Annotated in this window: 22 protein-coding genes and 3 pseudogenes; 18 read left to right on the top strand and 7 right to left on the bottom strand. The window is 70.1% G+C overall.

Annotated elements, in window-relative coordinates; all coding sequences use genetic code 11:
- Window positions 1–395 precede the first annotated feature (395 nt).
- The 5 genes from ACWGE1_RS18480 (at window position 396) to ACWGE1_RS18460 (ending at window position 4,777) form a co-directional block, all read left to right on the top strand.
- The gene (locus ACWGE1_RS18480; RefSeq protein ID WP_453421553.1) at window positions 396–887 is read left to right on the top strand and encodes an SRPBCC family protein; all 492 of its coding nucleotides are present in this window, start codon (window positions 396–398) and stop codon (window positions 885–887) included.
- 181 nt (window positions 888–1,068) lie between these two features.
- Window positions 1,069–1,521 (top strand): YbhB/YbcL family Raf kinase inhibitor-like protein, encoded by a 453-nt coding sequence (locus ACWGE1_RS18475; RefSeq protein WP_453421552.1) that lies wholly within the window; start codon window positions 1,069–1,071, stop codon window positions 1,519–1,521.
- A 410-nt stretch (window positions 1,522–1,931) separates the two neighbouring features.
- Window positions 1,932–2,810 carry a CPBP family intramembrane glutamic endopeptidase gene (locus ACWGE1_RS18470; RefSeq protein ID WP_453421551.1) on the top strand — a complete coding sequence of 293 codons (879 nt, stop codon included), beginning with the start codon at window positions 1,932–1,934 and terminating at the stop codon, window positions 2,808–2,810.
- A gap of 25 nt (window positions 2,811–2,835) precedes the next feature.
- Window positions 2,836–4,083, top strand: a complete 1,248-nt coding sequence (locus ACWGE1_RS18465; RefSeq protein ID WP_453421550.1) for a sensor histidine kinase — start codon at window positions 2,836–2,838, stop codon at window positions 4,081–4,083.
- Window positions 4,084–4,087: 4 nt separating this feature from the next.
- Window positions 4,088–4,777, top strand: coding sequence for a response regulator (locus tag ACWGE1_RS18460; protein ID WP_453421549.1), 690 nt, complete (start codon window positions 4,088–4,090; stop codon window positions 4,775–4,777).
- 233 nt (window positions 4,778–5,010) lie between these two features.
- Here ACWGE1_RS18460 and ACWGE1_RS18455 read toward each other — a convergent pair whose 3' ends face one another.
- The gene (locus ACWGE1_RS18455; protein ID WP_453421548.1) at window positions 5,011–5,697 is read right to left on the bottom strand and encodes a GntR family transcriptional regulator; all 687 of its coding nucleotides are present in this window, start codon (window positions 5,695–5,697) and stop codon (window positions 5,011–5,013) included.
- A gap of 127 nt (window positions 5,698–5,824) precedes the next feature.
- Between ACWGE1_RS18455 and ACWGE1_RS18450 the strand changes: the two are divergent.
- Together ACWGE1_RS18450 and ACWGE1_RS18445 are read left to right on the top strand one after the other, a co-directional pair.
- Window positions 5,825–6,162, top strand: a pseudogene (locus ACWGE1_RS18450) (YbhB/YbcL family Raf kinase inhibitor-like protein); the annotation flags it as partial.
- 34 nt (window positions 6,163–6,196) lie between these two features.
- Window positions 6,197–7,093 carry an SCO6745 family protein gene (locus ACWGE1_RS18445; protein ID WP_453421547.1) on the top strand — a complete coding sequence of 299 codons (897 nt, stop codon included), beginning with the start codon at window positions 6,197–6,199 and terminating at the stop codon, window positions 7,091–7,093.
- 133 nt (window positions 7,094–7,226) lie between these two features.
- Here ACWGE1_RS18445 and ACWGE1_RS18440 read toward each other — a convergent pair whose 3' ends face one another.
- On the bottom strand, window positions 7,227–7,397 hold the full coding sequence (locus ACWGE1_RS18440; RefSeq protein WP_453421546.1) for a hypothetical protein: 171 nt from the start codon (window positions 7,395–7,397) through the stop codon (window positions 7,227–7,229).
- A 353-nt stretch (window positions 7,398–7,750) separates the two neighbouring features.
- Here ACWGE1_RS18440 and ACWGE1_RS18435 point away from each other — a divergent pair, with 353 nt between their 5' ends.
- Window positions 7,751–8,395: a dihydrofolate reductase family protein gene (locus ACWGE1_RS18435; protein WP_453421545.1), complete on the top strand. Its 645-nt coding sequence runs from the start codon at window positions 7,751–7,753 to the stop codon at window positions 8,393–8,395.
- A gap of 605 nt (window positions 8,396–9,000) precedes the next feature.
- Here the strand turns inward: ACWGE1_RS18435 and ACWGE1_RS18430 are convergent.
- A pseudogene (locus tag ACWGE1_RS18430) lies at window positions 9,001–9,177 on the bottom strand (sigma factor); the annotation flags it as partial.
- A gap of 251 nt (window positions 9,178–9,428) precedes the next feature.
- Between ACWGE1_RS18430 and ACWGE1_RS18425 the strand changes: the two are divergent.
- Both ACWGE1_RS18425 and ACWGE1_RS18420 read left to right on the top strand, forming a co-directional pair.
- A complete protein-coding gene (locus tag ACWGE1_RS18425; protein ID WP_453421544.1) occupies window positions 9,429–10,034 on the top strand; it encodes a hypothetical protein in 606 nt (201 codons plus the stop codon).
- Window positions 10,035–10,142: 108 nt separating this feature from the next.
- Complete coding sequence (locus ACWGE1_RS18420; RefSeq protein ID WP_453421543.1) at window positions 10,143–10,661, top strand: hypothetical protein; 519 nt, start codon at window positions 10,143–10,145, stop codon at window positions 10,659–10,661.
- Window positions 10,662–11,198: 537 nt separating this feature from the next.
- Here the strand turns inward: ACWGE1_RS18420 and ACWGE1_RS18415 are convergent.
- Complete coding sequence (locus ACWGE1_RS18415; protein WP_453421542.1) at window positions 11,199–12,563, bottom strand: glutamate decarboxylase; 1,365 nt, start codon at window positions 12,561–12,563, stop codon at window positions 11,199–11,201.
- Between the two features lie 585 nt (window positions 12,564–13,148).
- On the opposite strand from ACWGE1_RS18415, the gene ACWGE1_RS18410 reads away from it, so the two are divergent.
- Both ACWGE1_RS18410 and ACWGE1_RS18405 read left to right on the top strand, forming a co-directional pair.
- Complete coding sequence (locus tag ACWGE1_RS18410) at window positions 13,149–13,667, top strand: hypothetical protein (RefSeq protein WP_453421541.1); 519 nt, start codon at window positions 13,149–13,151, stop codon at window positions 13,665–13,667.
- Entirely contained in the window at window positions 13,648–14,310 is a 663-nt protein-coding gene (locus tag ACWGE1_RS18405) for a hypothetical protein (protein ID WP_453421540.1), read from the top strand. Before ACWGE1_RS18410 ends, ACWGE1_RS18405 begins: the two co-directional genes overlap by 20 nt.
- 571 nt (window positions 14,311–14,881) lie before the next feature.
- Here the strand turns inward: ACWGE1_RS18405 and ACWGE1_RS18400 are convergent.
- Window positions 14,882–15,547, bottom strand: coding sequence for a hypothetical protein (locus ACWGE1_RS18400; protein ID WP_453421539.1), 666 nt, complete (start codon window positions 15,545–15,547; stop codon window positions 14,882–14,884).
- A 242-nt stretch (window positions 15,548–15,789) separates the two neighbouring features.
- Here ACWGE1_RS18400 and ACWGE1_RS18395 point away from each other — a divergent pair, with 242 nt between their 5' ends.
- The 4 genes from ACWGE1_RS18395 (at window position 15,790) to ACWGE1_RS18380 (ending at window position 21,121) form a co-directional block, all read left to right on the top strand.
- Entirely contained in the window at window positions 15,790–16,383 is a 594-nt protein-coding gene (locus ACWGE1_RS18395) for a hypothetical protein (protein ID WP_453421538.1), read from the top strand.
- 704 nt (window positions 16,384–17,087) lie between these two features.
- Window positions 17,088–18,341, top strand: a complete 1,254-nt coding sequence (locus ACWGE1_RS18390) for a protein-glutamine gamma-glutamyltransferase (RefSeq protein WP_453421537.1) — start codon at window positions 17,088–17,090, stop codon at window positions 18,339–18,341.
- A 275-nt stretch (window positions 18,342–18,616) separates the two neighbouring features.
- The gene (locus tag ACWGE1_RS18385; protein ID WP_453421536.1) at window positions 18,617–19,033 is read left to right on the top strand and encodes an LppU/SCO3897 family protein; all 417 of its coding nucleotides are present in this window, start codon (window positions 18,617–18,619) and stop codon (window positions 19,031–19,033) included.
- Window positions 19,034–19,615: 582 nt separating this feature from the next.
- Window positions 19,616–21,121 (top strand): bifunctional serine/threonine protein kinase/MFS transporter, encoded by a 1,506-nt coding sequence (locus tag ACWGE1_RS18380; RefSeq protein ID WP_453421535.1) that lies wholly within the window; start codon window positions 19,616–19,618, stop codon window positions 21,119–21,121.
- 15 nt (window positions 21,122–21,136) lie between these two features.
- Here ACWGE1_RS18380 and ACWGE1_RS18375 read toward each other — a convergent pair.
- Both ACWGE1_RS18375 and ACWGE1_RS18370 read right to left on the bottom strand, forming a co-directional pair.
- Window positions 21,137–21,481, bottom strand: a pseudogene (locus ACWGE1_RS18375) (transposase); the annotation flags it as partial.
- Between the two features lie 128 nt (window positions 21,482–21,609).
- Complete coding sequence (locus ACWGE1_RS18370; protein ID WP_453421534.1) at window positions 21,610–22,473, bottom strand: alpha/beta fold hydrolase; 864 nt, start codon at window positions 22,471–22,473, stop codon at window positions 21,610–21,612.
- 313 nt (window positions 22,474–22,786) lie between these two features.
- Between ACWGE1_RS18370 and ACWGE1_RS18365 the strand changes: the two genes are divergently transcribed.
- Window positions 22,787–23,422: a hypothetical protein gene (locus tag ACWGE1_RS18365; protein WP_453421533.1), complete on the top strand. Its 636-nt coding sequence runs from the start codon at window positions 22,787–22,789 to the stop codon at window positions 23,420–23,422.
- A gap of 504 nt (window positions 23,423–23,926) precedes the next feature.
- Window positions 23,927–24,499 carry a snapalysin family zinc-dependent metalloprotease gene (locus tag ACWGE1_RS18360; RefSeq protein WP_453421532.1) on the top strand — a complete coding sequence of 191 codons (573 nt, stop codon included), beginning with the start codon at window positions 23,927–23,929 and terminating at the stop codon, window positions 24,497–24,499.
- Window positions 24,500–25,390: the final 891 nt, after the last annotated feature.

The raw sequence follows: 25,390 nt of genomic DNA, 5'->3' as shown, positions 1-25,390 counted from the left end.
CCGCCTCGGAGTGGACTCTGGCACGCTCGGTGGCCTCGGCCCCGACAGCGGCGTGGGGGGGCGCCCCCCCCCCCCCGGCGGGCCCCCCCCCCGGGCCGCGGGGGGGGGGGGGGGGGCGCCGCCGCGTTCGAGCGCGTCAATGCCATTCACCACCTGGAACAGGGGTGCAATGGCCACCGAGGAGGGCGGTCTTCGGACGGGCTGCTCCCGGCCCCCGTGGCGCTGCCGAACGCGGGCAGGACCCCGGCAGGACAGCCCGCGGGCTATAGGAGCCCCTGCTTCACTGCCCGCAGGCCCCAAGCCCACGAGGATCTGCACGACCTCGGGAGCATCGGTGCAGCGGTCGGTGAGAACGATCATGTATCTGATCTGGCGATGACCTGGAGGGCTCCGGCATGAAGTACACCGTCTCGATCGAGATCGCCCTGCCGCGGGAGAGAGTGGTCCAGCTGCTCGCCGACCCGGCACACCTGCCGAAGTGGCTGCGCGGCCTGGTGCTGCACGAACCACTGAGTGGCGTGCACGGGCAGGTCGGTACCAAGTCGCGGGTCGTGATGCAGATGGGGCAGCGGACGATCGAGTGCACCGAGACGATCACGCGCCGGGAACCGCCAGACCTGGAAGGGATCCCGAAATGGAGCGTCGTTCGCTTCGACCGCGAGATCGTCGGCGAGGGCATGTGGAGCGCCGTGCGCGACCGGCTGACCGAGGCCGGCCCGGAAACGACGCTCTGGGAGAGCGAGAACGAGTACCGGTTCAGCGGCTTGCTGATGCGACTGGTGGGGCTCCTGATGCCCGGCGCCTTCCGCAAGCAGTCGCAACAGCACATGCAGGACTTCAAGGCGTTCGCCGAGCAGGGAAAGGACGTCCGCGAAGCGAAGGGCTGATCTGCTTGCGGAACAACGTCGTCGGACGCCGGCCCCAGCGCACCGGACCTGCCGGGCTGCCGCGATGACGGAGAGCTGATTGTCTCGATGCCCGTTCCGCTGGGCCGGGTGGCTCGGCCGAACGGGGGTTTTGGGAGGCGAAGCGGTACCGGCGCCGTCGCCTGCGGGTATGGCCGCGCGCATGAGCGGAATTGAACTCAGCAGCACCGCGTTCGACGACCATCAGGTGATTCCCCGCCGGTACAGCGGGGAGGGGGAGAACATCTCACCGCCCCTGACCTGGTCGGGGGTACCCCAGGAGGCCACGGAGCTGGTGCTCCTGTGCGAGGACCCGGACGCGCCGGGGAAGACCTTCCTGCACTGGCTGGTGACCGGCATCGATCCGGGGACGACCGGGGTGGCGGAGGACCAGAAGCCCCATGGCGGCCTGCCGTGGCCGAACGGGTTCGGGCGTGTCGGTTGGGGAGGGCCGATGCCGCCCGAGGGGCACGGGCCGCACCGGTACGTCTTCCGCCTGTACGCCTTGTCCGAGACGCTTCGGCTGCACGACCGCCCGGGCGTCGAGGACGTGCACCGTGCACTGAAGGGCAGGGAGCTGGCCTCCGGCACCCTGGTCGGGACCTATCAGCGCTGAGCGCGGCATCGTTGGTCTTGGAACCACAGACGAAACGGTGTGGCAGACGCACTGCTGGAACAAGAACGCCTGCCGAAGCGCACTGGTCGTCGCCCACTCCATACCCCCGCGACGTACGAAGGCGAAGTCGTCCAAGTCAGCAGCGGCTGGATCGGCGTGGACGCGGCCAACGCCTACCTCTGGGTGCGACTGCCGGACCGCACCGAACGCAAGCTCGCCATAGAGCGCTGCACCCTGGTCACACCCGCCGAACGACGGTTGAGAGGGCTGGAACGGGTTGGCAGGTGCGGCGCATCCCCCGTGAGAGCTACCAGGGCTGTCCATCGGCGGGTGATTCGCGGACGCCTCCGGATTCCTAGCGTGGTTGTCAGGTCGCCGCCGGTGCGACCACCGCCACAGGGGAGGCCATCATGAGTACGACATCCACTGCGAAGCACGAAGCGGACCCCGGTCCGGACACCGAGCCGGTTGGTCGGGGCGGCCGTTTCGGCAGGATCCTGCGCTCCCCGCTCGGCTGGACGGTGACCGGGCTGGTCGGGGTCGGGCTGGTCGCGAGTGTGACCGCGACGGGGCCCGGTCCGGTGCCGGTGCTGGGTGCGGCCGCCGCGGTGGCCGTGTACGCGCTGGTGATGCGCCGGCTCGCGGGGCGTGCCACGCCGGAGATCGCCCGGCCCGGCGCGCTGCGCGAGGCGCTGCTCGGCGGTGCGATCGGTCTGGGCTTCATCCTCGTGTCCCTGCTGCTGATCTCGTTGTTCGGGGGCTATTCCTTCTCCTGGGCCGGGAAGAGCCTGCTTCCGGTCGTCGGGTCCGCGGTCATGGTGCAGATCGGTACTGCAGTCACCGAGGAGCTGATGTTCCGCGGTCTGTTCCTGCAGGGCCTGGAGCAGCGGTGGGGCAGCCGGATCGCCATCGCGGTGACCGCGGTGTTCTTCGGTGCCGCCCATCTGGGCGGGGCGGGAGCCGGCCTGTGGAGCGCGCTGGCGATCGCTCTGCAGGCGGGTGTGATGCTCGGCGCCGCGTACATGTGGCGGCGCAGCATCTGGTTCGTGGCGGGCCTGCACTTCGCCTGGAACACCGTTCAGCAGCTGGCCGGTGTTCCGGTCTCCGGGCACACCCCCGACGGCCTGTTCACGGTGGAGGCCCACGGCTCGTCGCTGCTGACCGGCGGTATCTTCGGCCTGGAGGCATCGGTCGTGCCCATCCTCCTCAGCGTGCTGATCACCGTCCCGATGTTCGTCCTCGCCCGCCGGGGCGGCAACCTGCTGCCCCGGCGGCGGGCCCGGCACTGACACAGACCGACCGGAGGATACGGAAGTGACGTACCGTCAGGAGGCTTCGGGCCTCTCATGGCTCCGGGCGCCGCTCAACCGGTGGAGGGAAGAGGGCGCCTCCTTCCAGGACCGTGTGCTGGCCCTGGTGCTCGCGCTGCTCGCCTTCGCGCCGACCCTGTCGAACATCGGCGCGCAGATCGGCGATCTGCCCGAGCGGCCGGCGAGCGTACTGAGCGTCGTGCTGACCCTGGCCCAGACCCTGCCGCTGGCGGCCCGGCGCCGGTGGCCCGCCGCCTGTCTGGCCGTCGTCGCCGCTGCGTTCGCCGCGCACCAGGCGCTGGGCTTCGCGACGACGTTCGGCAGCGTGGGTCTGTACATCGCGCTGTACTCGGCCGGGTCCCATCAGGTCCGCCTCCGCCGGAGCACGGCGGCCGCAGCGAGTGCGGGCTACATCGCCCTGGCCTACGTCCTGAACCGTCTCGGCTCACCGCTGGGCGTCGCGGACTACTCCGCCTTCTATCTGACTCTGGCCGCGATCTGGCTGGTGGGGAGCAGCGTGCGCGTGCGCAGGGCGCAGGAGGCGGAGCGGCGGCGGCTGGCCGCCGAGGTGGCCACGGCGGCCGAGCGGGCCCGGATCGCCCGCGAGTTGCACGACGTGGTCACCCACCACGTGACGGCCATGGTGGTCCAGGCCGACGCGGCACAGTTCCTGATCACTTCCGCGCCGGAGCGGGCCGGAGAGGGGCTGGTTGCCGTCAGCGACACCGGGCGGCGGGCGCTGAGGGAGCTGAGGTATCTGCTCGGCGTGCTGGAGGCGACCGGCGAGAGCGCGGCCGGAGAGGCGGCGCGTGCGGAGCGGGCCCCGACGCTGGGGCGGGTGACGGACCTCGTCGAAGGGGCCCGCAGATCCGGCCAGCCGGTCGAGTTCAGCGAGCAGGGCGAGCGGCGGCCGCAGCCGGTGGACGTGGAACTGGCCGCCTACCGTGTGGTGCAGGAGGCGCTCACCAACGCGATGAAGTACGCGGCCGGGCAGCCGACACGGGTCTTGGTCCACCACGGCGGGGAACGCATCGAGATCACGGCGATCACCGACGGATCTGCCGGCTCCCCGCAGGCCGCAGCAGTACCGCACGGGCCGGGACCGGACGGGCCGGGACCGCACGGCGGGCGAGGTCTTGCCGGGCTGCGCGCCCGGGTGCGGATGCTCGATGGTCAACTGGAGGCCGGACCCCGGCCCGAGGGCGGATTCGAGGTCCGCGCCACGATTCCCACCAAACCCTTGCAGGAGTAGCCCCGTGAGCCAGAGCGACGCGCCGCCGCCGATCCGCGTACTCGTCTGCGACGACCAGGCACTGGTGCGCACAGGCTATGTGACCATCTTCTCCGCGCAGCCCGACATGGAGGTCGTCGGCGAGGCCGAGAACGGGCACGAGGCGGTCCAGGCCGCGCGGCGGCTGCGTCCCGACGTGGTCGTGATGGACATCCGGATGCCCCTGCTCGACGGCATCCGGGCCACCTCGCAACTGGCCGGACCCGATGCCGAGGACCCGCCGAAGGTCCTGGTCGTCACCACCTTCAACGTCGACGCGTACGTGTACGACGCCCTCAGGGCCGGAGCGAGCGGCTTCCTCCTCAAGGACGCACCCACGGCCGAGCTGGTCAACGGGATCCGGACGGTGGCCCGGGGCGAGGCCCTGCTCGCGCCCGCGGTCACCCGCCACCTCATCGGCCATTTCGCCGAGCACATCCGCCCCACCGACCCCGAACGCGAGAAGGCCGTCAAGGCACTGACACCGCGCGAGTTGGAGGTGTTCCGGCAGGTGGCCGAGGGCCTGTCGAACGCGGAGATCGCCGAAGCCCTCTTCATCGCCCCGGAGACCGTCAAGACCTACGTCTCACGGATCCTGGCCAAACTCGGCCTGCGCGACCGGGTCCAGGCGGTCGTCCTGGCCCACCGCGCCGGACTGGCGTCCGGCACCGCCTGACCGACCGGCCCCGACCCGCCTGGAGCCGGGCCTCTCCCGGGGCCCGACAGCTCCGGGGCCCGGCGGCGAAGCCGGCATGGAGGCCGTCCGGCCGGCACCATGCGCGAGCCAGTGGTGCTGCGGCGCTCACGGCGGCGGCCGCGGTCGGCACCTTCAGCGGACGAGACACAGTCCCCGTCCCCGTCCGCTCCGGCGGCCTCCCGGGCTGCGGCGCCCAGAGGACCCGATCCTCCTCAGAGGCCTGAATCGTCGGTCAGAGCAGCCGCGGTCAAGGTGAGGTGCTGGACCAGGAGCGCGGCTGCGGTGTCGGCGTCGCGGGCCAGCGCCGCCTCCTCCAGCCTGCGATGTTCCATGGCGCCGTCCCGGTCGGGGTTGCGGTGCGCCGACCAACGGCGGGCCAGCTCACTCGCGGTCCACAACCGGTCGAAGGTCTCCAGCAGCGCGCTGTTGTCACACCCCTCCAGCAAGGTGCGGTGGAAGGCCCTGTGAGCCTCGGCCCAAGCGGTTGTGTAGTACTCGCTCTCCTGCGGCACGTACGCCGGAGTGCGCACCAGACGATGGTGGGCGGCCCGCACACGGGCCTCCCAGTCGATGTCGCCGCGTTCGATGGACATGCGCAGTACGGCCGGTTCGACGGTCCGGCGGGCTTCCGCGATCTCCTGCCAGCGGCGGTCGGAGAAGGACGGGACCGCGAAACCGCGGTTGGGCAGCCGGTCGGCGAGCCCCTCGCCGACCACCCGCACGAGCGCCTCGCGCACCACGGCCAGGCTCACGCCCTGCTCCTTGGCAAGATCCTGCGGCTTGAGGGGGGCGCCGGGCAAGTGGTCCCCGCGCATGATCGCGTCTCGCAGGTGTGCGTAGACCTGCTCGGAAAGCATCTGCTTCCCCGGCGGGGTGGAGGAGTGCGCCGTCTGAGTCATGAGCCCATCCTAGACGATCCACTAGATAATCGATTATCCGTGTTACTGTCGATTCAGTAGCTGGTGAGAACGACCTCGTCCAGAAAGGAACGACCGCCGTGGCTGCCAACGACCCTTTCGGCGGCGCCCGGACAGCACCCAGGGCTACGCCGTCACCGGGTCCGGGTTTGGGTTCTGGCACTGGGCGGTCGCCGGTATCCCCGCCACCGTCACCGAGCTCCCCGAGAGCGCCGGCGACGGCACCGGCTCACAACTGCCCGCGGGCGCCTACCAGTTGCCCAATGACGCCCGCGTGGCCCACTGCACCGGCGCCGCCCCGCAGGCCGGACACGACCCGCACCGTCACTTCGTCGTGGTGCACGCCGTCGGCATCCTTGCCACGGGCGTCCCGGCCAACGCCACAACGTGGCCGGTCACACCCTCGGTCGCGCCGTGTTGATCGCCACTGCCGAAACATCCGCCTGACAGCGACGCCCGACTCCCCGGAGACACCACCGCCATGCACCTCGACGACCTTCCCGACTCCGCCCTCCTCGACGACGGCCCGATGGACCTGAACGCCGTCCGTGACGTCAGCCGCGCCGTCAGCGCCGCCCACCTGTTCATCTACCTTGCCCCCGAGAGCGCCGAGGAGGCCGCCGCACTCGGCGTGACCGACCGCGGGCCGGCATATCTGGCCTTCCGGTCGGCCGCGATGGGCGCGGTTCCGTGGCAAGTCACGCTCGCGGCCTTCTACAACTTCAGCCCGCGGGCAGTGCGGGCCATGGCGGGCGTGTGGGACGCCGCGCCGCCTGAGCGGTGGCAGGCCGCCCGTTTCCTGGCCGCCGGTCGGGCGATGCGGCGCGTCAACGTACATCTCACGGACGACCATCTTGCCGAGGCGCGCTTGCTGATCGACCCGGTCGTCGCCGGTGCCGACTACGCCGGCAAGGTGCTGGCCGCCGCGAACGCCTCGGTCGCGCTTCCATCCGATCCTCTTGTCGCACTGTGGCAGCAGATCACGGTGGCGCGCGAGTGGCGCGGCGACGCCCATCTCGTCGTACTCGCCGACAACGGCCTCGGGCCCTGCGACTGCCTCGTTCTGCACACCGCAACCGGCCGCCTCCCGACGGCTCTCGCGCGAGCGACCCGTCAGTGGGACGACGAGGAGTGGAGCGCAGCGACTTCACGCCTCGTCGCGCGCGGCTGGCTCGACTCCCACGGCGTGGTGACCGACGCCGGCAGTGCGGCACGCGAGCGCATCGAAGTGGAAACGGACGAGCACTGCGCCGCGCTGTGGGCGCCGATCGGCACCGCGGGTGCCCGCCGCTTCACCTCGCTCATCGAGCCGATCGCCAACGCGTTCACCGTGGCGGGAACGTTCCAGGCCGTTCCTGGACGCTCTGATCCTGCATGAACGGTCTTTTGCGCGAGCAATATCAATCACGAGCCGCAGGCCCCCGGCGATCCCGGATCCGTTCTGCGCCTTGACTGCCGCGGAGAGCCGGCCCGTTCGAAGGGTCCTCCGGCAGTGGCATCAGCAGCGGCCGCTAGACCTCGAAGTACTCGTCGATGGTCCGCGGCCGCGGCCGCGAACCGATCCGGCGCCGCCGGTCATGAAGGTCCCACTGGTCGACCAGTTCGTTCAGCTCGGCCAGCGAGTCGACCTCGGGCACCGCGGTCACGTGGTTGCGGCGGAAGCAGCCGATCCGACCCTCCACCCCGCCCTTCTCGTGGGCGCCCTCGACGCCAGGCGCCCGCGAGCCGGACGGTCACGTCACCGCCTCGGCGGCAGCTGCTTCCTCGGATCCGGCCGGAGCAGAGTTTGCCTCGATGTTCGAATACGAGGAGTCAGGTTCTAGTGAGACCGCGTACGCCCTGCCGTCCTCACTCGATGACCGAGCAGAAAGTGAAAGGCTCCGCAGTGTCGGACGCCCTTCTCGCGACAGGAACCCGCAAACCTCGTAGGTAGGGACATTGGGCAGTCCAGTTCAAGGCCGGTCGCGGAGGCAGCGATGAGTTTTCCTGGTCCGGCAAGTCTCATCATCGTTGACCGACCACACAGGAGGAGCACGTGGCTCAGCTGCTGAGAGTCCAGAACTTCAACGTCTCGAGTGACGGGATCGGCGCCGGCGAGGACCAGACCCTCGAGAGGCCATTCGGACATGTCGATCCAGAGAGGCTGTTCTCCTGGGCCGGCGCGACCGCGAGCTGGCCCATGCGCACCGACCCCGGGGGGAGCCGGGGCCTCGACGATTACCTCACGCGGGACTACGCCCGCAACATCGGCGCCGAGATCATGGGCCGCAACAAGTTCGGGCCCCAGCGAGGGCCCTGGCGCAACCATGAGTGGCAGGGCTGGTGGGGTGACGAGCCCCCGTTCCACACCCCGGTATTCGTCCTGACTCACCACAAGCGCCCTTCGTTCACGCTCTCCGACACCACGTTCCATTTCGTCGACGGCGACCCTGCCACAGTCCTCGAACTGGCGCGGGAAGCGGCGCAGGGCAAGGACGTCCGACTCGGCGGCGGGGCCACCACCATCCGGCAGTTCCTCGACGCCGACCTCGTCGACACCCTGCACGTGGCGGTCTCACCGGTGAAGCTCGGGTCCGGGGTACGACTCTGGGAGTCACCGGATGAGCTGCTCGACCGGTTCCACCTGGAGGTCGTTCCGAGCCAGAGCGGGGTGATGCACCACCTCTTCTGGCGAAAATGAGCCGGCCCCTCAGGGCTGCCCCCGGCCGGCTGTTTGCCTCTCGGCGCCAGCCCTGAGGCGGGCAGTCGAGTCGCGCCTCGGGCGCTCGGCGGGCCTTGGCGGCGCTCTCAGCTCATGCCCGCGCGGTGATCACGCCGGATCGCCGCGCACCAATCGACCTTGGATATCTGCGGCATGACCACGACTTTCACCAGGAGCACCCCGATGCTGCCCTGGTAAGTACCTCAGGGCTGCCAAAGCTCGCTTCTGGCACAGATCTTGGGGCCGGCGCCCGATCCGGTACGTGCGCCTGGACGCGACCGTCGATGAAGTGCCCCGGTTCGGCGGGGACGGGCTGCGGCTGCGGGGTGACCGATGACGGCGCCCGGGCCGCCGGGGGAGTGGAGACGACCAGGCGTCGATCGGAGAAAGCCGTGGCGTATCGCTGGGCCAGCAGTTGACGGACCCTGTGGTCGCAGGGCCGGGCGGCCGGGACGTCCGCTGCCGGGCAACGGTCGGCCCGTGTGGCGCTTGCCCCTTTGCAAGGCCATGTTGGCCGACGCGACGGTGGAGCCCTGCAGGTCGGCGACCTCGCGAGCCGAAAAGCCCAGGGCGCCCCGCGGAATCAGTGCGGCCCGCCCCTCGAAGCGGTCGACGCTCCGCCATGCCCGGACCGGCGTCTCCTGCACAGCGTCCTCGGCCTCGGCATAGGTGCCCAACATCCGGGAGCAGTGACCGGTCGGCTCCTCCCGGAACTCGTCAAGTCCCTCCACCGCCGCGCCGGCCACCGAGATGTCCTCCACACCGCACTCCTCAGGAAACAGTTCCAGGTCACTGGCCTGTGGCCTCGCTGTAGGGCCGCCCCGGACCGGAGCACGAGACCCAGGGCCCCTGACTGCGGCGCTCGGTCACCCCTTGCCAGGCCACCCTGGCCACGCATACCTTGAACACGTTCAATTGAACGCGTTCAGGTGGAGGGTTTGTGGTGGGGGAAGCTCAGAGGGTGTCCGCCCGGCAATGGGGGTGGGCGTTGGCGGCGGTCGTGGTGGCAGGCATGGTGGCGGCCTTCGGGCTCGTGATCGGCCCCTACCTGGCCGCGTTGTTCATCATCAGCGCTGCTGCGGTCGCAGTCCCGCTCCTGATGCGGGACCGGCCGAAGCTGTTCGCCCGAGCCTGTCTCGTCGTCGGGATGGGCCTGCTGGCCTGGGCGATGATCGGCGCCGTCATCGGCATGATCCTGTTCATCCCGGCGGCCCTGTTGCTGCTCGTCGCAGCCTTCGCGGCGCCCGGCAACCGCCCGGACGCATGGCTGGCGGTGGCCGCTCCCCTCGTGGCTGCGACGGTCGTGGCAGCGTTCTACCTCCAGCCGCCGGACCCGGAGAACGAACCGCCACCGTGGTTCAGCGCGACACTCGACATCAGCACCCGGGTTCACGATCGGAACTTCAACAGGGACTTCCATCAGCGCAGGGAACGGCTGCGAGACTTCGGCGCCACGCGGGTCTCGGTCTATGAGCGCAGGCCTGGTCAGTTCGTACTCGACGTGAAGATGCCCGACACCTTCGCGGAAGGGCAGAGCCAGGACAGGCTCAAGGAGCAGATCCTGCAGCTACCAGAGGTCGTCGAGCTGCGCTTGTGCACGTTCCACACCTGTGATTAGCGCGGCATTCGGCGTGGTCCGAACCTTCTGCTTGGCCCGGGGTGAGCGTGCCGTACGGTTCGGGGGCCCCGACGCTTCGATGTCGTAGTGGGCTCCTATGCTCCTGCGATGACGTCTTACGAAGGTACGCACCCCACCGTTCTCGTCCGGTGGGGCAGCTGCAGCGCCCAGATCGACGAAGAGCTCGCACCCGCGATCCAGGCGATCTGGGAGTGCGGATTCGACACCTTCACCTCCTGCCAGGACATCGCGGAAAGCAACGTGGCCTGGCCGGAGAAACTGCCGCATATGGCGGAATGGGTCGAGTCCCGACGGGGCTGGATGCTCATCGACTTCCCCGTCGAGAGCGGACTGGCCTTCCTCTCGGCCGTTGCGAATGCCGGCCCGCGGGACGCGTTCTACGTGCGGATGACGCACTGGGCAGCGCCCGGCGCGTGGGACGTGAAGATCAAGCCGATGGACGCGGCGATGTTCGAGGAGGACCTCCCGTCGCAGTTCGGGATCCATCTGCTCCAGGTGAGCTTCCCGGCCTCCGACCTGCCGGAACTCACCCGGCGCCTCCGCGATCACGTCGCCGGGCGCTCGGTGCCGCCCGCCCCTGCCGACTGGAGCACCGTTGGCCGCTAGGCCCGTCTTGCCGATCAGGCCGGACCCGGCTTGCCCGGCACGGCACCTCGCCGCGTTGTCGAAATGCGCGAGTACGGCCAAGTACGAGCTGCGTTTCTCCGCCTTGCGATGCACCGCACCGGACAACCTGGGCCGACCGACCTGATCGACAAGACGGGCCCTAAGAGGGAGGCGGCCCGGGGCGCTTCCCGTTGAGTGCATACCTGGCTGAACGGGCCACCTGGAGGGCACGGTCACAGTAGGTGTGACTGATCCGGGGGTGACCAGCGGCGCATGCCGCCACGTGCCGCAGAAGCCCCCTGGAAGCGAGGCAGGGGACCCCGCTGCGCGCCGCCGTTGTGCTGGAGCGGATCGCCGCCCGGTTGGGCCGGGCGGCGGCCGGCGCGCTGTGTGACGACGGCATGTCCGCCGAAGCGGTGGCCACGGTGCTCGGGACCACTCGTCCAAGGCCTTGGTCCTGCTCCTGACCGCGCAGGACAGGTAACGGCAGGGGTCGTCGATTGCCGGTCGCTCGGAAGACCATTTCGTCACAGTGCGTCAGTAGCCGGTACCGCGCTTGACCTGGGTCCGCTCGATGCTGTGGGTCGCTCCCTTGTCGTCCAGCGTGCGACATGCGTCGGCGATGTCCTGGGTCAGGCGGTCGACCTGTTCGCGGCTCAGGGTCTCCTTGACCAGGGCGCGCAGGATCTTCACCCGTTCCGCGTTGGGCGGGAGGGTGTATGCCGGCACCATCCAGCCCCGCTCGGCCGAGAGCTGCCAGGCGATGTCGGACTCGTCGTAAGCGTGCTTGCCGGCGAGACGGAAAGCGACCAGCGGCAGCTGCTCAAGGTCGCTGCCGATCACTTCGAAGCGGCCGCTGCTGCGCAGGTTGTCCGCCAGTGCGCGGGCGTTCTCCTGCATCGCCTTCATGACGTAGGTGTAGCCCTGGCGGCCGAGCCGCACGAAGTTGTAGTACTGCGCGAGCACCATCGACGCACCGGTGGAGAAGTTCAGCGTGAACGTCGCGTCGGTCTTGCCCAGGTAGTTCTCGTAGAAGACGAGGTCCTTGGCGAGGTCGGCCTCTTCGCGGAAGACCAGCCATCCGATGCCGGGGTAGACCAGTCCGTATTTGTGTCCCGAGACGTTGATCGAACGGACCTGCTCAAGCCGGAAGTCCCATTTCGAGTCCGGGTAGAGGAAGGGCCAGACAAATGCGCCGCTGGCGCCGTCGACATGGATCGGAATATCGAGGTCCCGCTTCTTGCGAACGTCCCGCAGGAGCTTGTCGATCCCGACGACATCGTCCTTGTGGCCGGTGAACGTGGTGCCGAGGACGGCGACGACGCCGATCGTGTTCTCGTCGAGGTGGGGCTCCACGTCCTCCGGGCCGATCGTGTACTTGTCCTCGGCGAGCGGCACGATCCGCGGCTCGACGTCGAAGTAGCGGCAGAACTTCTCCCACACGACGTGGACGTCACCCCCGAAAACCAGGTTGGGCCGGTCGGTCGAAAGGCCGGCTGCCTGGCGGCGCTCGCGCCACTTCCACTTCAACGACAGCGCGCCGAGCATGATCGCCTCGGACGAGCCCTGGGTCCGACATCCGGTCGTCCTGCCGGGCGCGTGGAAGAGGTCCGCGAGCATGCGCACGCAGCGCTGCTCGATCTCGGCGGAAATGGGGTACTCGGCATGGTCGATGAAATTGCGGTGAAGGTTCTCGGCGATCAGCCGTTGGGCCTCCGGCTCCATCCACGTGGTGACAAACGTGGCGAGGTTGCGCTGCGGGTCGCCCTCCATGGCGAGATCCACATCCACGAGCCTCATCGCGTCCGTCGCGGCCATGCCTTCCTCGGGGAAGGTCTCCGAGGGGGCGGGCACCGTCAGGAATCGGTTGCCGAACAGAGCGGAGTCGTCGCGCTTGGTCATGCCTCGATTGAACAGCGCCGGAGCCTGCCGGGGTCGAGGGACACACCGGGCGGCCGGCGCCGTCAGCGACACCGTCACAGACGGGCCGGCGTGCGCGCCGGGGAAGACGGAGTACGGCCGTCGGCCGACGGGGGGCGGGACCTTCCACGCGAAAAGCGACGAGTGGTCTGCTCCTTCTGAACCCCGCCGCCTGGGAACGCCCTGGCAGCGCCGCACCCGGACGCGAGCACGCTGTCCTGGTGCGGCTCACACCCGTTCAGCGCATCAACGGTGGGCCTCACCCGGAAGAGGGGTGCAATGGCCACTGCGGGGAGCCGCCTTCGGATGCGGGGAGCCCGCCTTCGGACGGGCTGCTCCCAGTCCCGTGGCGCTGCCGACCGCGGGCGGGGCCGTAGCCGACTCGGCAGCGGCCCGCTCCGCTGTGCCCGTGCCCTGACCGCCACCCCGACCGGGATCGTCTTCTGCTCCGTTCGGAGCCGTACCGCCACCTCTACCAGGGTCTGCTCTGCACCGTGGACGTTGGCGAGGTCGAGGTCCTCGGTGTTTTCCAGGCCCGCCCCGCCCGCCTTTTGGAGGAAGACGGTGATGTCCGAGGGCCTGGTGCGCGACGCGATCCTGGCGTCCCCGGCGTGGCCGGACATCGCGGCCGCGATGGGCCGCCTTGACGCCGCCGGGATCGACGTCGCCCGAATCGTCACCGACGCCCACCACGCCGGGGTCGGCGTGGACCAGGCCGTCGCCGCCGTCACCGCGGCCGCCAAGGCCCCCGCCCCGGCCGGCGCCCGGGCGGTGACTGCCTCGGCCGCGCCCGCCCCGGCGGCCACCGCCGCTCCCGCACCTGCGGCCGCTGCCCGGGCCCGCTGGGCGGTGGGCGACGGCATCACCGACCGGGAACGCGAGGCCCTGACCCTCGTCGGCCGCGCTCTGGCACCGTTCGTCGCGATCATGTCACCGGTCTGCGACAGCGTTGTCCGGGAACGAGTACATCGCCCTGAGCCGGCCCGCAGTCCCCGCATAGTCATCATGCAGCGCCGGGTCGGACCACCCCGGCCGCGACCAACGACCGCAAAAGGGGATTCATCTCATGTCTGGCAACCGCCGTAAGGCCTCCCTCGTCACTACGGTTCTCGTGGGCGGAGCAATGCTCCTGACGGCCTGCCAGGACGGCGACGCGGGCGCGGATGCCGGCGCCCCCCAGACCTCTGCCTCCGCCTCTGCCTCTGGCTCCGCCACTGCGGCTGCGGGCGCTGCCACGCCGTCCGCCTCACCCGCGGCCACCGCCGGGGCCTCCGGGGGCACGGGCAAGGACAACAAGAACGGCGGCGCCGGCGGCGGGCAGAAGCAGGTCGGGCAGGTCTGCGGCGCCAACGACATCTCCTGGAGCACCAAGTCCGAGACCCAGGCCGGCGGATACATTCTGGTCGCCGCGAAGGCGAAGCCGGGCATCACTTGTACCCTGCCCGCCGTTCATCCGACCGTTGCGTTCGGATCCGACGGCACGGAGGCCGGCCCCGCCGAGCAGTCCACCGGCACACAGATCACACTTTCCGGGAACACCACCGCGTACGCAGGGGTGAACCCGAAGACCACCGGCGCGAACGGCGGCAAGGAACTGGACAGCATCATCGTCGCCATCGGAAACGGCGACCCCGATCCGGTCTCCCTGCCCGTCGGCACCATCACCGTCGACAAGCCGATCGTCACCAACTGGCACACCTCCCCGAAGGACGCCGTCCCCTCCCCGTGAGCACGTTCGGGGCAGGAATCCCGGGAGGGGCGGGAACACGAGTCCGCCTTCCGACGTGTTCTCATGACGAGTGAGGAGGCGTCCTTCGGGAGGCGGACCCTTTGCGCTCGGACCGCCGCGGGAACGTCCGCGCGCGGACGGCGGGCTCGACCCGCCTGCAGAAGATGCAGCAGCGCGCTTTCCGCCCGTGGCCGCGGGTCCTTTCCCGGCTACCGCCCCAGCGCCGACCCGCCGCCGCCGTCCGGCGCCGTCCGGCGCCTGGAAGGGGTACGAGGTGCCGTACCCGCTCGCGCCCGCCGCCCGGACCGGAGCATCGGCAACGCCGCCACCGAGCGACCGCGCCGCCGGACCGAGGCCTGACCGTACAGGGTGCACCCGGGTGCGGGAATCACAGGTCGATCCCGCTCACGTCTCGTCACGCGTCCGGCCAGGGCTCAGGGTTCGCTTACGTCACCACCCCGACGGTGTGCCCGCCCCGCCCCGCTCGTGCCCACCACGTACGGCGAGGTCGAAGGCGCCGTGGGCGGGTGTGGCGGAACGCCTGGAGGGTGCCGCCCCCCGGACGGGCGTCTCACCACCCGGCCGGCCTCCGCGGCCTCCGGCGCCGCTTCCGGTACGCCTCCTTGATTCCGCCCGCCAGCCCCAGGAGCACCGCCACCCCGACCGCCACCTCGGCTGCGATGCGCAGACCCCGGCCGTGGACGTCCCCGGCGGCCCGCGGGGAGACCTTGCCCTGCGGGTCGTGCACCACCGCCAGCGACTCGCCCTCCTTCGCGAGCCGCGAGGGGGTGTCCAGGTGTTCCGGGCCACCCGCGGGGCAGTCCAGGCGGTGGTCGTACGAGGTCCGGGTCGTGGAGGTCCAGTGTCCCTCGGCGTCCATTGAGGATTCCGTCTCGGTGTGCTCGGTGACCTTGAGCACCAGGCAGCTGATCTCGACGCCCCGGTCCTCCAGCGCGCTGTGCCCCACGGACGCGAGTGCCAGGACGGCTCCGAGACCGGCAGGGAGAGCGGACAGCGCGATGAGCGAGGCCCCTCGCCGCGCTGCGAGGGCGGCGTGCCAGCCGAGCAGGACCAGTGGGAGCAGCAGCCCGCCGAGGAAGAATCCCCAGTCGCCCAGCGACCCGTACGCCGACTCCCACGCCACCCCGAACGCCAGGGCCGCGGCCAGCGGCGGTGCGGCCAGCGCCACTGCGGTCCGCCAGAGCCCGCGTACCCATCCCCCGTGCCGGCCCGCCATGCCCGCCCCCGTGGCTCGTACGTGTGCGACGCTCCAGGTAACCGCGACGGCAGGGGGCACGTAAAGGGTGCGGCGGCCCGGTCGGTTGTCCGGCGTCCTGGTCCTCGATGGCGACTCGTCGTCCGGGACGCCGTGGCGGACGCAGTGCCCCGCGGCGCGGCTCAGGAACAGGTCGGGGCTGCCGGGCGTCGGGCAGGATGTGTGAAACTCCCTCTGATTGATCACTCGGGGGGAGTTTCACGTTGAACGCGCTGTTGAAGAGGGTGTGGATCGGGCTGGCCGCGACCTTGATCGTGAGTCTGGCCGCCGTGGTCGCGCCGGACCACGTTCAGATAAACGACGACGGGCGCATCCACCTGGGCGCTCCCGCGCCCGCGCCGACGCCGTCCTTGTCCGCGGCGGAGCCCGCACCGGAGCCCACGTCACCGCCCCTCACCCGGGACGCCGTGGACGAGGTGATCCGGACCGCGGTCGGCGCGGCGGGCCTCGACCCGGCGCAGGGCCGCCCGACCGTCGCGGCCGGCGCCGACTCGAAGAGGACGGGCTGGACGGCCGTCCGTGAGAAGAATGCCGCGCAGTCGGAGGTGGACGCGGTCTGCGCGGACCTGGAGCGCCAGGGCTGGACGCTGAACCGGAACCCGAAGGGCGACCACCCCGATGCCTCCCGCAGCTACAAGCGCGGGGGCTGGTACCTGCTGGTGAGTACGCGCGGCAAGTCCCAGGCGCCGTCCACCGACTCCGCCCTGACCGACTCGCAGACCTACCTGGCCCTGACCGGGCTGCAAGTGAACCTTTCCGACATCCCCCTCCCCGCGATCACCGTCCGTATCGGCTGACCCCTCACGCAGAAGCCCACACCGGCTTCCCGGGACACCGCGCACGCCGCCGCCGGCGGCCTCGCCGGGAACTGAGCACGGAGAGGGCTTTACCGGCCGTTCTGCGGAAGACGACGGCTCATGACAGAGCTGGGCCGGCAGTGAGCCGGCCGAGGATCGCAAGGGAGAGTGGCGAAGACCTTGCGGTCCTCCCGGCGGGCAGGGCCGCGTCATTCCGGAGTTCCGCACGCGTCGGCCGGAGCTCCCGCGCCCCTATCGCCGCCCTGCGCCCGCCATTCCCGGCGCGGCTGACAGCGCCGCCACAGGCCATTCCGCGGGGCTTTCGAGGCGGCCGGCTCCGGTCGCGCCACGGATCGTGCGACAGGGGTCAGGAGAACGCTGCCGCTGCATGTACCGGCACAGGCAGGTCCGGTCCGCATGACCGAATACCACCCCATTGGCCTGCTGGCCGAATGTGGAGGCGCAGTGTTGTCGAGGAATCGGCGCCGGGACATGATCACTTCTCGTACGACCTGACTATCCATTCGGGAGCCGGAGCAGGAGCAGCGAAATCCCGGCCGGTGCCGGTCTCTTGCCGCTCCCGGACTCGTCGAGGCAAAAGCGGGAGTCAGGAGCATGCCGGCTTCGGCAGCTCTTTTCTGCTGCTGCGCAGATGCTTCGCGCTCTCTCATGTCACTTTTCAATGAAAGGAATTCCAGGCTTTCATGTACAAACGTTCAGGGTTCCTCGCCCTCACCACAGTGGGCATCGTGCTGTGCACCGCTGGTCTCGCGCCTTCCGTCAGTCAGGCAGCCGGCGGTACCGGCGACGGGAAGGGTTCCTATGCCGACAGCAACGGCCTGACAGCGGATGACGTCAGGTTCATCAACGCGCTGAACGAAGAGGCCCTGGACCTGGGGCGGCCGGGCAGGACCCCCGGCGGGGACCTGCCGAACGCCACCGAGTCCCTCCGGGCCTCCGCCGCGGCCGGCGACAGGGTGACGCCGCCTGCCGAGCCGCTGGACCGCATGCCCGACGCATACCGGGCCCATGGAGACAGGGCCACCACGGGGATCAGCAACTACATACGCAAGTGGCAGCAGGCATACAGCCACCGCGACGGACGAGTGCAGCAGATGACCGAACAGCAGCGGGAGCAGCTGTCCTACGGGTGCGTCGGCGTCACCTGGGTCAATTCAGGTCCCTATCCGACGAACAAACTGGCCTTTGCGTCCTTCGACGAGGAGAAGCACCGGAACGCTCTGGTGAACACCAGCCCCCGGCCGGGCGAGACGCGGGCGGAGTTCGAGGGGCGCATAGCCAAGCAAAGCTTTGACGAGACAAAGGGGTTCAACCGGGCTCGAGATGTGGCATCCGTCATGAACAAGGCCCTGGAAAGCGCCCATGACGAGAGCACCTATCTGAGCAGCCTCAAGGCGGAGCTCGCAAAGAACGACGACGCTCTCGCTGCCGAAGACAGCCGTTCGAACTTCTACTCGGCCCTGAGGAACACCCCGTCCTTCAAGGACAGGAACGGGGGCAACCACGACCCGTCCAAGATGAAGGCGGTCATCTACTCGAAGCACTTCTGGAGCGGGCAGGACCCCCGGAGCTCCTCCGACAAGCGGAAGTACGGGGACCCCGACGCCTTCCGCCCCAACCAGAACACAGGCCTCGTCGACATGTCGAAGGACCGGAACACCTCACGCAGCCCCGCCAAGCCCGGCGAAAGCTATGTCAACTTCGACTACGGCTGGTTCGGGGACCAGAAAGAAACAAACCCTGAAAACACCATATGGACCCATGCCAACCACTACCACTCGCCGGAAGGCGGTATGGGGCCCATGCAGGTATATGAGAGCAAGTTCCGCAACTGGTCCTCCGGATACACGGACTTCGACCGCGGAACCTACGTCATCACCTTCATACCCAAGAGCTGGAACACCGCACCCGCCAAGGTGAAGCAGGGCTGGCCGTAACAACCCGCCCCCTCGCGAGCGCGATTCTGCGCAACCACCGCTGAACCGCGCTGGGGCCGGCTCCTCGGCCACGCCCGGTAGGAGTCCTCGACGCCGGCCTCGGGGCCCGGGGCCCGCCGGTGGGCGGCCGGGATCCGGCGGCGCGGCCCTGACGGGTCGACAGGATCACGACTCGGTATCTGATCGGGAAACGGAAGGGGGGAGTCCCTTTTGTGGTTCCAGGAGCCGGTAACGTACGCGCGTTCGATCGTGTACACGTCCCCAAGGAATCCTCCATGGCCACGCCTCCCGCGCCGCAGACCCCCGAGCAGCCCGCCGCCCCCGGCCCGTTCGACGCCCCCGTCGCGCCGTCCGAGCCCGCGAAGAAGAAGAACGGCCTGGGGAGGAAGATCCTCGGCGTCGTCGTGGTGATCGCGGTCGCACTGTTCTGGCGCCTGGGCCTTCCCCACCTGACGGGCGAGGCCCCGGTGCACGCGGAGGCCGGCGACTGCGTCGTCGTCACCGGCCCGGAGAACGACCCCAAGGTCGAGAGCAAGGGCTGCACCGAGAAGGTGGCCGACCTCTACAAGGTCGTCAAGGTCGTAGACAACACCTTCGACATCGACAAGTGCGAGGGCGTGGCCGAGGTCGCTCTCGCGCAGCAGCTCGAGACGGACAAGTTCGTCCTCTGCATGGAGCCCGTCAAGAACTGACGCTCCACACACGGCCACAGGGGCCGGACCCGCCGGGTCCGGCCCCTGCGACGTCCCCGCGGGCCGTCAGGCGGTACGCCCGCGCCCGGCACGGCCAGGATGTACGGGTCCCGGTACAGCCTCCAGGCCGGCCCCACCAGCGGTCGGGCTCGCCCCACCGGCTGCCCGACCCTCAGACGACTGCGGTCGCGAACAGCTCCAAGGCCGGCGGAGGCAGGATCGGTCCGGTCGCGCCGAGTACTTCGACCGCCCCCAGCGCCCTGAGGGTGCCCAGCCCCAACAGGTCGGCTCGCCCAGCAGTTCCTTCAGCCTTTCCAAAGCGACCGCCACCTGCTCTCCCGGTCGACTTCATGGGCAAGGTCGTGGGCCACCCCCACCCTCGCACGCGGCCAGATCGTCTCTTTCGGATCTTGTCGGTCAGGTCCGCGTCGTCCCGTGCCGTGCCTCGGCGTGCTGCCGGGCGGCACGGACCCGGCAAGATCCGAAAGAGACGGCCTAGCCCCCGCGGCAGCATCCCTGGGAGGCTTGGCTTCTCGAGCAGTCGGGGGATTCCAGGCCCCTTGGGATGAAAACGGGGGAGTCGTGCAGAAGTTGATGCCGGAGGACCCGGCCTCGATCGGGCCGTACCGTCTGTCCGCGCGGCTCGGTGAGGGAGGGATGGGCCAGGTCTTCCTCGGGGTGTCCCGCAGCGGCCGTCGACTGGCGGTGAAGGTGATACGCCCTCAGATCGCCGCCGATCCCGGATTTCGCGAGCGGTTCCGACGCGAGGTGGCCGCCGCGCGGAGCGTGGGCGGCTTCTGGACCGCGCCGATCGTGGACGCCGACCCGGACGGCGCGATGCCGTGGGTCGCCAGCGACTACATCGAGGCGCCCGATCTGAGCTCGCTCGTGCACGACCGGGGTCCACTGGGGGCGCGGGAGTTACGGTCCTTGGCCGCCGGCCTCGCCGAGGCCCTGGAGGCCATCCACCGGACCGGACTCGTCCACCGGGACCTGAAGCCGTCGAACATCCTGGTCACCGGGGACGGCCCCAGGGTCATAGACTTCGGCATCTCGAAGGCGGCGGAGGGTGCCACGACGCTCACCGACACGGGGCTGGTCATCGGCACGCCCGGCTTCATGAGCCCCGAACAGGCGTCGGGCGGACGGGTCGGGCCGTCGAGCGACATCTTCTCGCTGGGTGCGGTGCTGGCGTTCGCGGCGACCGGGGACGGGCCGTTCGGCGAGGGCAGCGTGCCCGCGTTGCTGTACCGGGTGGTGCACGACGAGCCTCGCCTCGACAGGGTTCCGGACGGACTGCGGGGTGTGGTGGCCGGGTGCTTGGAGAAGGCGCCGGAGCGGCGTCCGTCGGCGTCCCAGGTCCTGGACCGACTGAACGGGGACGACGCGGAGGATGCGGCGCCGAGGCCCGCTCCCGCCCCGAGCCCCGATGCCGTACCGACGACGGCGCCGAGAACGGCGCCGTTGACGGAGGCGGACGCACGGCGGAAGCAGGACGAGTCGGTCCCGGGGGGCTCCGATCCTCATGTGGTGGAGGTACGCGCGGGCCTGGTCCGGCAGCGGGGCAAGGCGGCGGCCGTCTGGCTGTGGGTCATGGCGATCGGCGCCTTGCTGATGGTGAGCAGTATGTTCGTGGAGTGGGCCGGCTGGGTCTGGTTCGCGGCGTTCCTGGTGCTCGGCTTCGTGATGACCATGGTGGCGTTGCCCTTCATAGCGAGGCTGCCGCCGCTCCAGCGGGTCGTCACGCTCACGGGTGAGCGACTGAGGTGTCGTGTGCAGGATCAGGAGTGGTCGTTCCCCTGGACGGACGTCGAGCGCATCACGGTCAAGCCCCTGGTGAACGGATCGGGCAATGAGCGCCAATGGGAAGTTTCGGCCTCACTGCGGCACGAGGTGAAGATCCCGCCCGGGTTCGTTACCGGGGTCAAGAACCGGGCGGGCATGTCGCTGCAATTCGACAAGCGGGAGGATCCCCTGCCCTCGATGCGGCGCCTGGACGACGGACTGCGCCGCTTCGCGGGCAAGCGCTACGCACGGCATGTCGCCCTGGCGGCCCTGCTGGACGATGCGCCGGACCGACGGGACTAGGCCGTCTTCTTTGGATCACCTGGCTGACCGGATGTGGATGACGGCGAGGTGGATGGCGGTGGTCTTGTCGTAGCGGGTGGCCAGGCCGCGCCATTGCTTGAGCTCGTTGATGCAGCGTTCGACGGTGTTCCGTTGCCTTGTAGGCCTCGCGGTCGAAGGCCGGCGGGCGGCCGCCGAGTCGGCCAAGGCGCTTGCGGTTGGCGGCCTGGTCGGCGGGCTGCGGGATCACCGCCCGGATCCCGCGCCGACGCAGGTGCGAACGGATTGCGCGGGACGAGTGTGACGCTTATCCGCGTGGGATGTCTTGTCGGCCAGGACCGCCTCCGGTCTCGCCCTTGGCCTGCCGACCTGCCTGCCTGGGAACTCGGATCCGGGCCGATGCGCAGGCAGCAAAAACTGCGCCCGGCCGGACACGGGTGTGCGGGAAAGCGGCGGCGCGGCGGCCTTCGAGGGCCGGTCAGCGCGCCGCCGCACTTGTGATCTTGAGGTCAGCTTCCGGGGGAGTGGGCTTCGTCGTTGATGTCGCTGATCAGCCAGGCGAGCATCGCGGGGGTGGCGTCGAAGTGGCCGCCGTGCCCGGCATCGGCTTGTCTGATCAGTGTCGCGGTGGGCATGCGTGCGGCGAGCCACTCGCCGTGCGCAGGGGGCACCAGGGTGTCGAGTCCACCGTGCCAGAGCCGCGTCGGAACTGTGATGTCTGCCGGGTTGAACCCCCACTCCGTGCCGAAGATGGCGGTGACGTCGTCCGCCCAGCCGTCCAGCCCCGGCCGGACTGCTTCGGCGAACGCCGGGCCCATCATCGCGCTGATCTCCGGTCGAGAAAGGACCGCTTGCTCGATCTCCGGCAGCGTCGGGAAATTGGCCGTTCCGAGGTTTGCCAGGTGTTCCGTGACGGCCTGCCTCCCGGTCAGCGCCACGGCGGCGCTGCGGCGGTTGCCCTCGCTCATGCCGGCGGTCCAGTCCAGCCCAGCCGCGTCACGCGGCGCCGGGCTCGCCAGCGTCCCCAGCCGGGTCACTCGTTCGGGATACCGGGCGGCGAAAGCCATGGCATGCGGGCCGCCCCCAGACACCCCGAACACCGCGAGGCGGTGCAGGCCGAGTGCGGCGGTGATGGCGGCGACATCGGCGGCGGCATCGATGATCCGACGCCCCGGGTGCGGTGTGGAGCCCCCGAACCCGGGCCGGTCATAGGTGATCAGCCGAACGCCGAGCTCGTGGAACAGGGAATCGTTCGGGTATCTGGCCAGTCGGCTCATTGGGCTGCCGTGTAGGTAGACGACCGGTGTCCCGGTGGGGTCCCCCCATTCCTCCACCGCCAACGTCCTGCGGTCTTCGGTGATTAACTCGCGCATGGCGGCAAAGCTAGTCTCGGCACCGATCGACGGCCAAGGCCTTTCATTCACAGCGCAACATCACCAGCAGGCGAGTGTGCGGACGCGAAGCGCTCCTGACGGCCTTTGGTCGAGGTCCTGGACGCCCCCCGTGATCAGAGGGCGGAACCAGCACACAGTTACGGGACGACCTGCCGCTGGACGTTCAGCGCGCACGGTCGATCGGCCGGGGGCTTCGGCGGGGTTGCCCGTCACGTGGTGAACCGGGCGCCTTCACAGCGGATCCAGAGCTGACGCAAACGTGTTTCCCATCCCGGATTCCCGGCGTCGCCCCATGGCACGGCACAGGCACTCTTCCCCGTCTCGGATACCCCGCTACCTCGCGATCGGCACGGTGACCGCGCTGACCGCTGCGATCGGCTTCACCCACGCGCCGTCAGGGCCTCAGGCGGGCGGGAATCCGGTGCGGACCGCCGCCGCCGTGACCGAGCTACCGAGTCCGTCGGCGACGACGTCCCCTCAGACCGACGCCCAGGCCGACCGCCAGGCTGCGCTCGCGGCAGACGTCGGAACCGCGGTACGGGAGGCCGCGGCGGGGGCCGGAGGGAACGCGGCCGTGGCGGTGCTGGACCTGTCCACCGGCGCAAGGGCGTCGGCCGGCACCGCCGGCGCCGACGATCACGAGTTCGACACCGCCAGCATCGTCAAAGTCGACATCCTGGCCGCCCTGCTGCTGCAGGCGGCCGACGACGGGCGGGCGCTGACCGCCCAGGAACGCCGGCAGGCAACGGTCATGATCGAGAACAGCGACAACACGGCGGCGGACGCCCTGTGGAACGCCATCGGCGGCGCGAAGGGGCTCGCGAAGGCCAACACGCGGCTCGGCCTGACCGAGACCGTACCCGGCGACGGTCCCTACTGGGGTCTCACACAGACCACGCCGGACGATCAGCTGCGTCTGCGCCGCTGATCGGACAGCCACCGCCCCAGCGTGTGAATGGGTGCGGCGGCGGCACCAGATGGGCGTCAGCCGGGACGGGACGGATGTCCCTGCTGCCCCTGCCTGCAGCGGTGCTGGTGGTCATGGCTGTCACGCGTTGACTGAGCTGCTGCCGGCCAGCGTCAATCGCCAAGGTGGCTGGCTGTCATGGGCGTGCCTGTTCGGACCTTGATTTTGCGGCCGGGCCGTCCGGTAGCCGTATGGCTACGCCGACGCGGCCGTCCGTGGCCCGCTCGCCGAGGGCGGCCGCGCGAGCCCCTGGATGGTGCCGCCCGCTGACCGGGCATCGGCTGGAGTGCCTGCGGGAATTGGCTGACAGGTGCATGACGGGCCAGTGGGGTGCGGGGCTACCTTCTTAGGGCTCCGGAGGGGCGGCTGTCCGAACTCGCGGGCCACAGGCGGGCGGTGGCGGCGTCTCCAGTGCCCCGGCTCCGCCGAGGGGCCGGGTCCCCCCACGCATGAAGGAAGACGACCATGTCTCTGGGCACCTGGCTGAAAGTCGGCACCTCCGCCGCCGCGCTGGTCCTCGCGGCGGCAACCGCCGCGACAGCGGCACCCGCGCCCATACCGGATGCCGCCGCAGCGGTAGTGACACTCCGTTACGACGACAGCAGGGCCGGTGGCTGGGAAGCGGCCATCGCGGCCGGGGTCGCTTCCTGGAACGCGAACGTCAGTAACGTACGGCTGGTGGAGGCCGCGCCCGGGGCCCGGGCCGAGATCGTCATCGTGGCCACCACCGGCTGGCCGCAGGCCACCCTCGGCCCGGTCCGTCCGGGGCGACAGGTCCGAGTCGAACTCGGCGCGCAGGCCGTGAGCCAGGGGTACGACAAGACGCGCATCGCTGCGCACGAGCTGGGCCACAGCCTGGGCCTCCCGGACACCAAGCCGGGGCCGTGCTCCCAGCTGATGTCCGGGTCCAGCGCCGGGACGGCCTGCACCAACGCCGTGCCCAACGCGACGGAGCGGTCCCGCGTGCAGAACGCGTACGCGAACGGGCTCGCGGCAACCGTGCCGACCGACGGCCGGGTACTCATCGACGCCCCCTGACCGGCGGGTCGGTGGGTGGGCCGGTGCGGAGCCCTGGCTGGGACGGGATTCCCAGAGAGCGGCCGCGCCGGTCCACTGCCGCGCCTTCGTCGGGAAGCAGCTTCGGACGCGGGTACTGCTCAGGCGGTGTACTTCGTGGTCGCCTACACCCACGGCTCGGCAGGCTCGTGGCTGATCGAGTTCTCCGCCAACCCGGACACGCTGCAGATGAGCGAGTTCGACGATGCCCGGGGCGTGCAGACTGCGCTGCAACCGCTCCCATCGTCACTTCTCATTCAGCAAAGTGAGGACTGTGGAAGACGAACGGCCGCTTCGGGTCCAGCGAAGCGAACTGGCGGCCACGGGCGTCGTAGTGTGGGCCCGCGGCCCATGCGGGTGATGCCGGTCCGGGAAAAGCACAGGTCGGCGTGGCGGCCGTGTACGGATCCGGTGGCGTCGCGGTAGTCGAGAGCGAAGACTGCGACCCCGAGGGGGTTGTCCCCGGCGATCTCCCGGAGTCGGTCGAGGGTGGGCGGGCGAACGCCGTAGACGTAGTTCTCGACGGCCTCGGTCTCCGCGAGGGTGGGGAAAGTGCCGAGCGCGCGGTCGCGGCCGTCAGTGAGCACACCCGCCGATGCGAACGCGTGGTAGAGCAGGCTCCGCGCCGGGTTGCCGGGCTCGATGCCCCGTGCCGGGAGGACCGGGGCGAAGTCTCGAAGCCGGGTACGGAGCGGTCGAGTGAAGAGATGGGCTTGGCCAGCTCGGCGGCCAGGTCAGCGGCGCCGATGTCCAGCGCTCCGCGAGTGACGGTGCGCAGCAGGGTGCGCCAGCCCTGGTCGGCGAGGCGGGCGCAGGCATCCGCGACGGCTTCGGCCAGGGGTTTTGACGGTGGTGCGGCCGTGGCCTGGTACT

The sequence above is a fragment of the Streptomyces sp. NPDC054932 genome (assembly GCF_053610205.1).
This window is presented reverse-complemented; position numbering and strand designations above follow the sequence as displayed.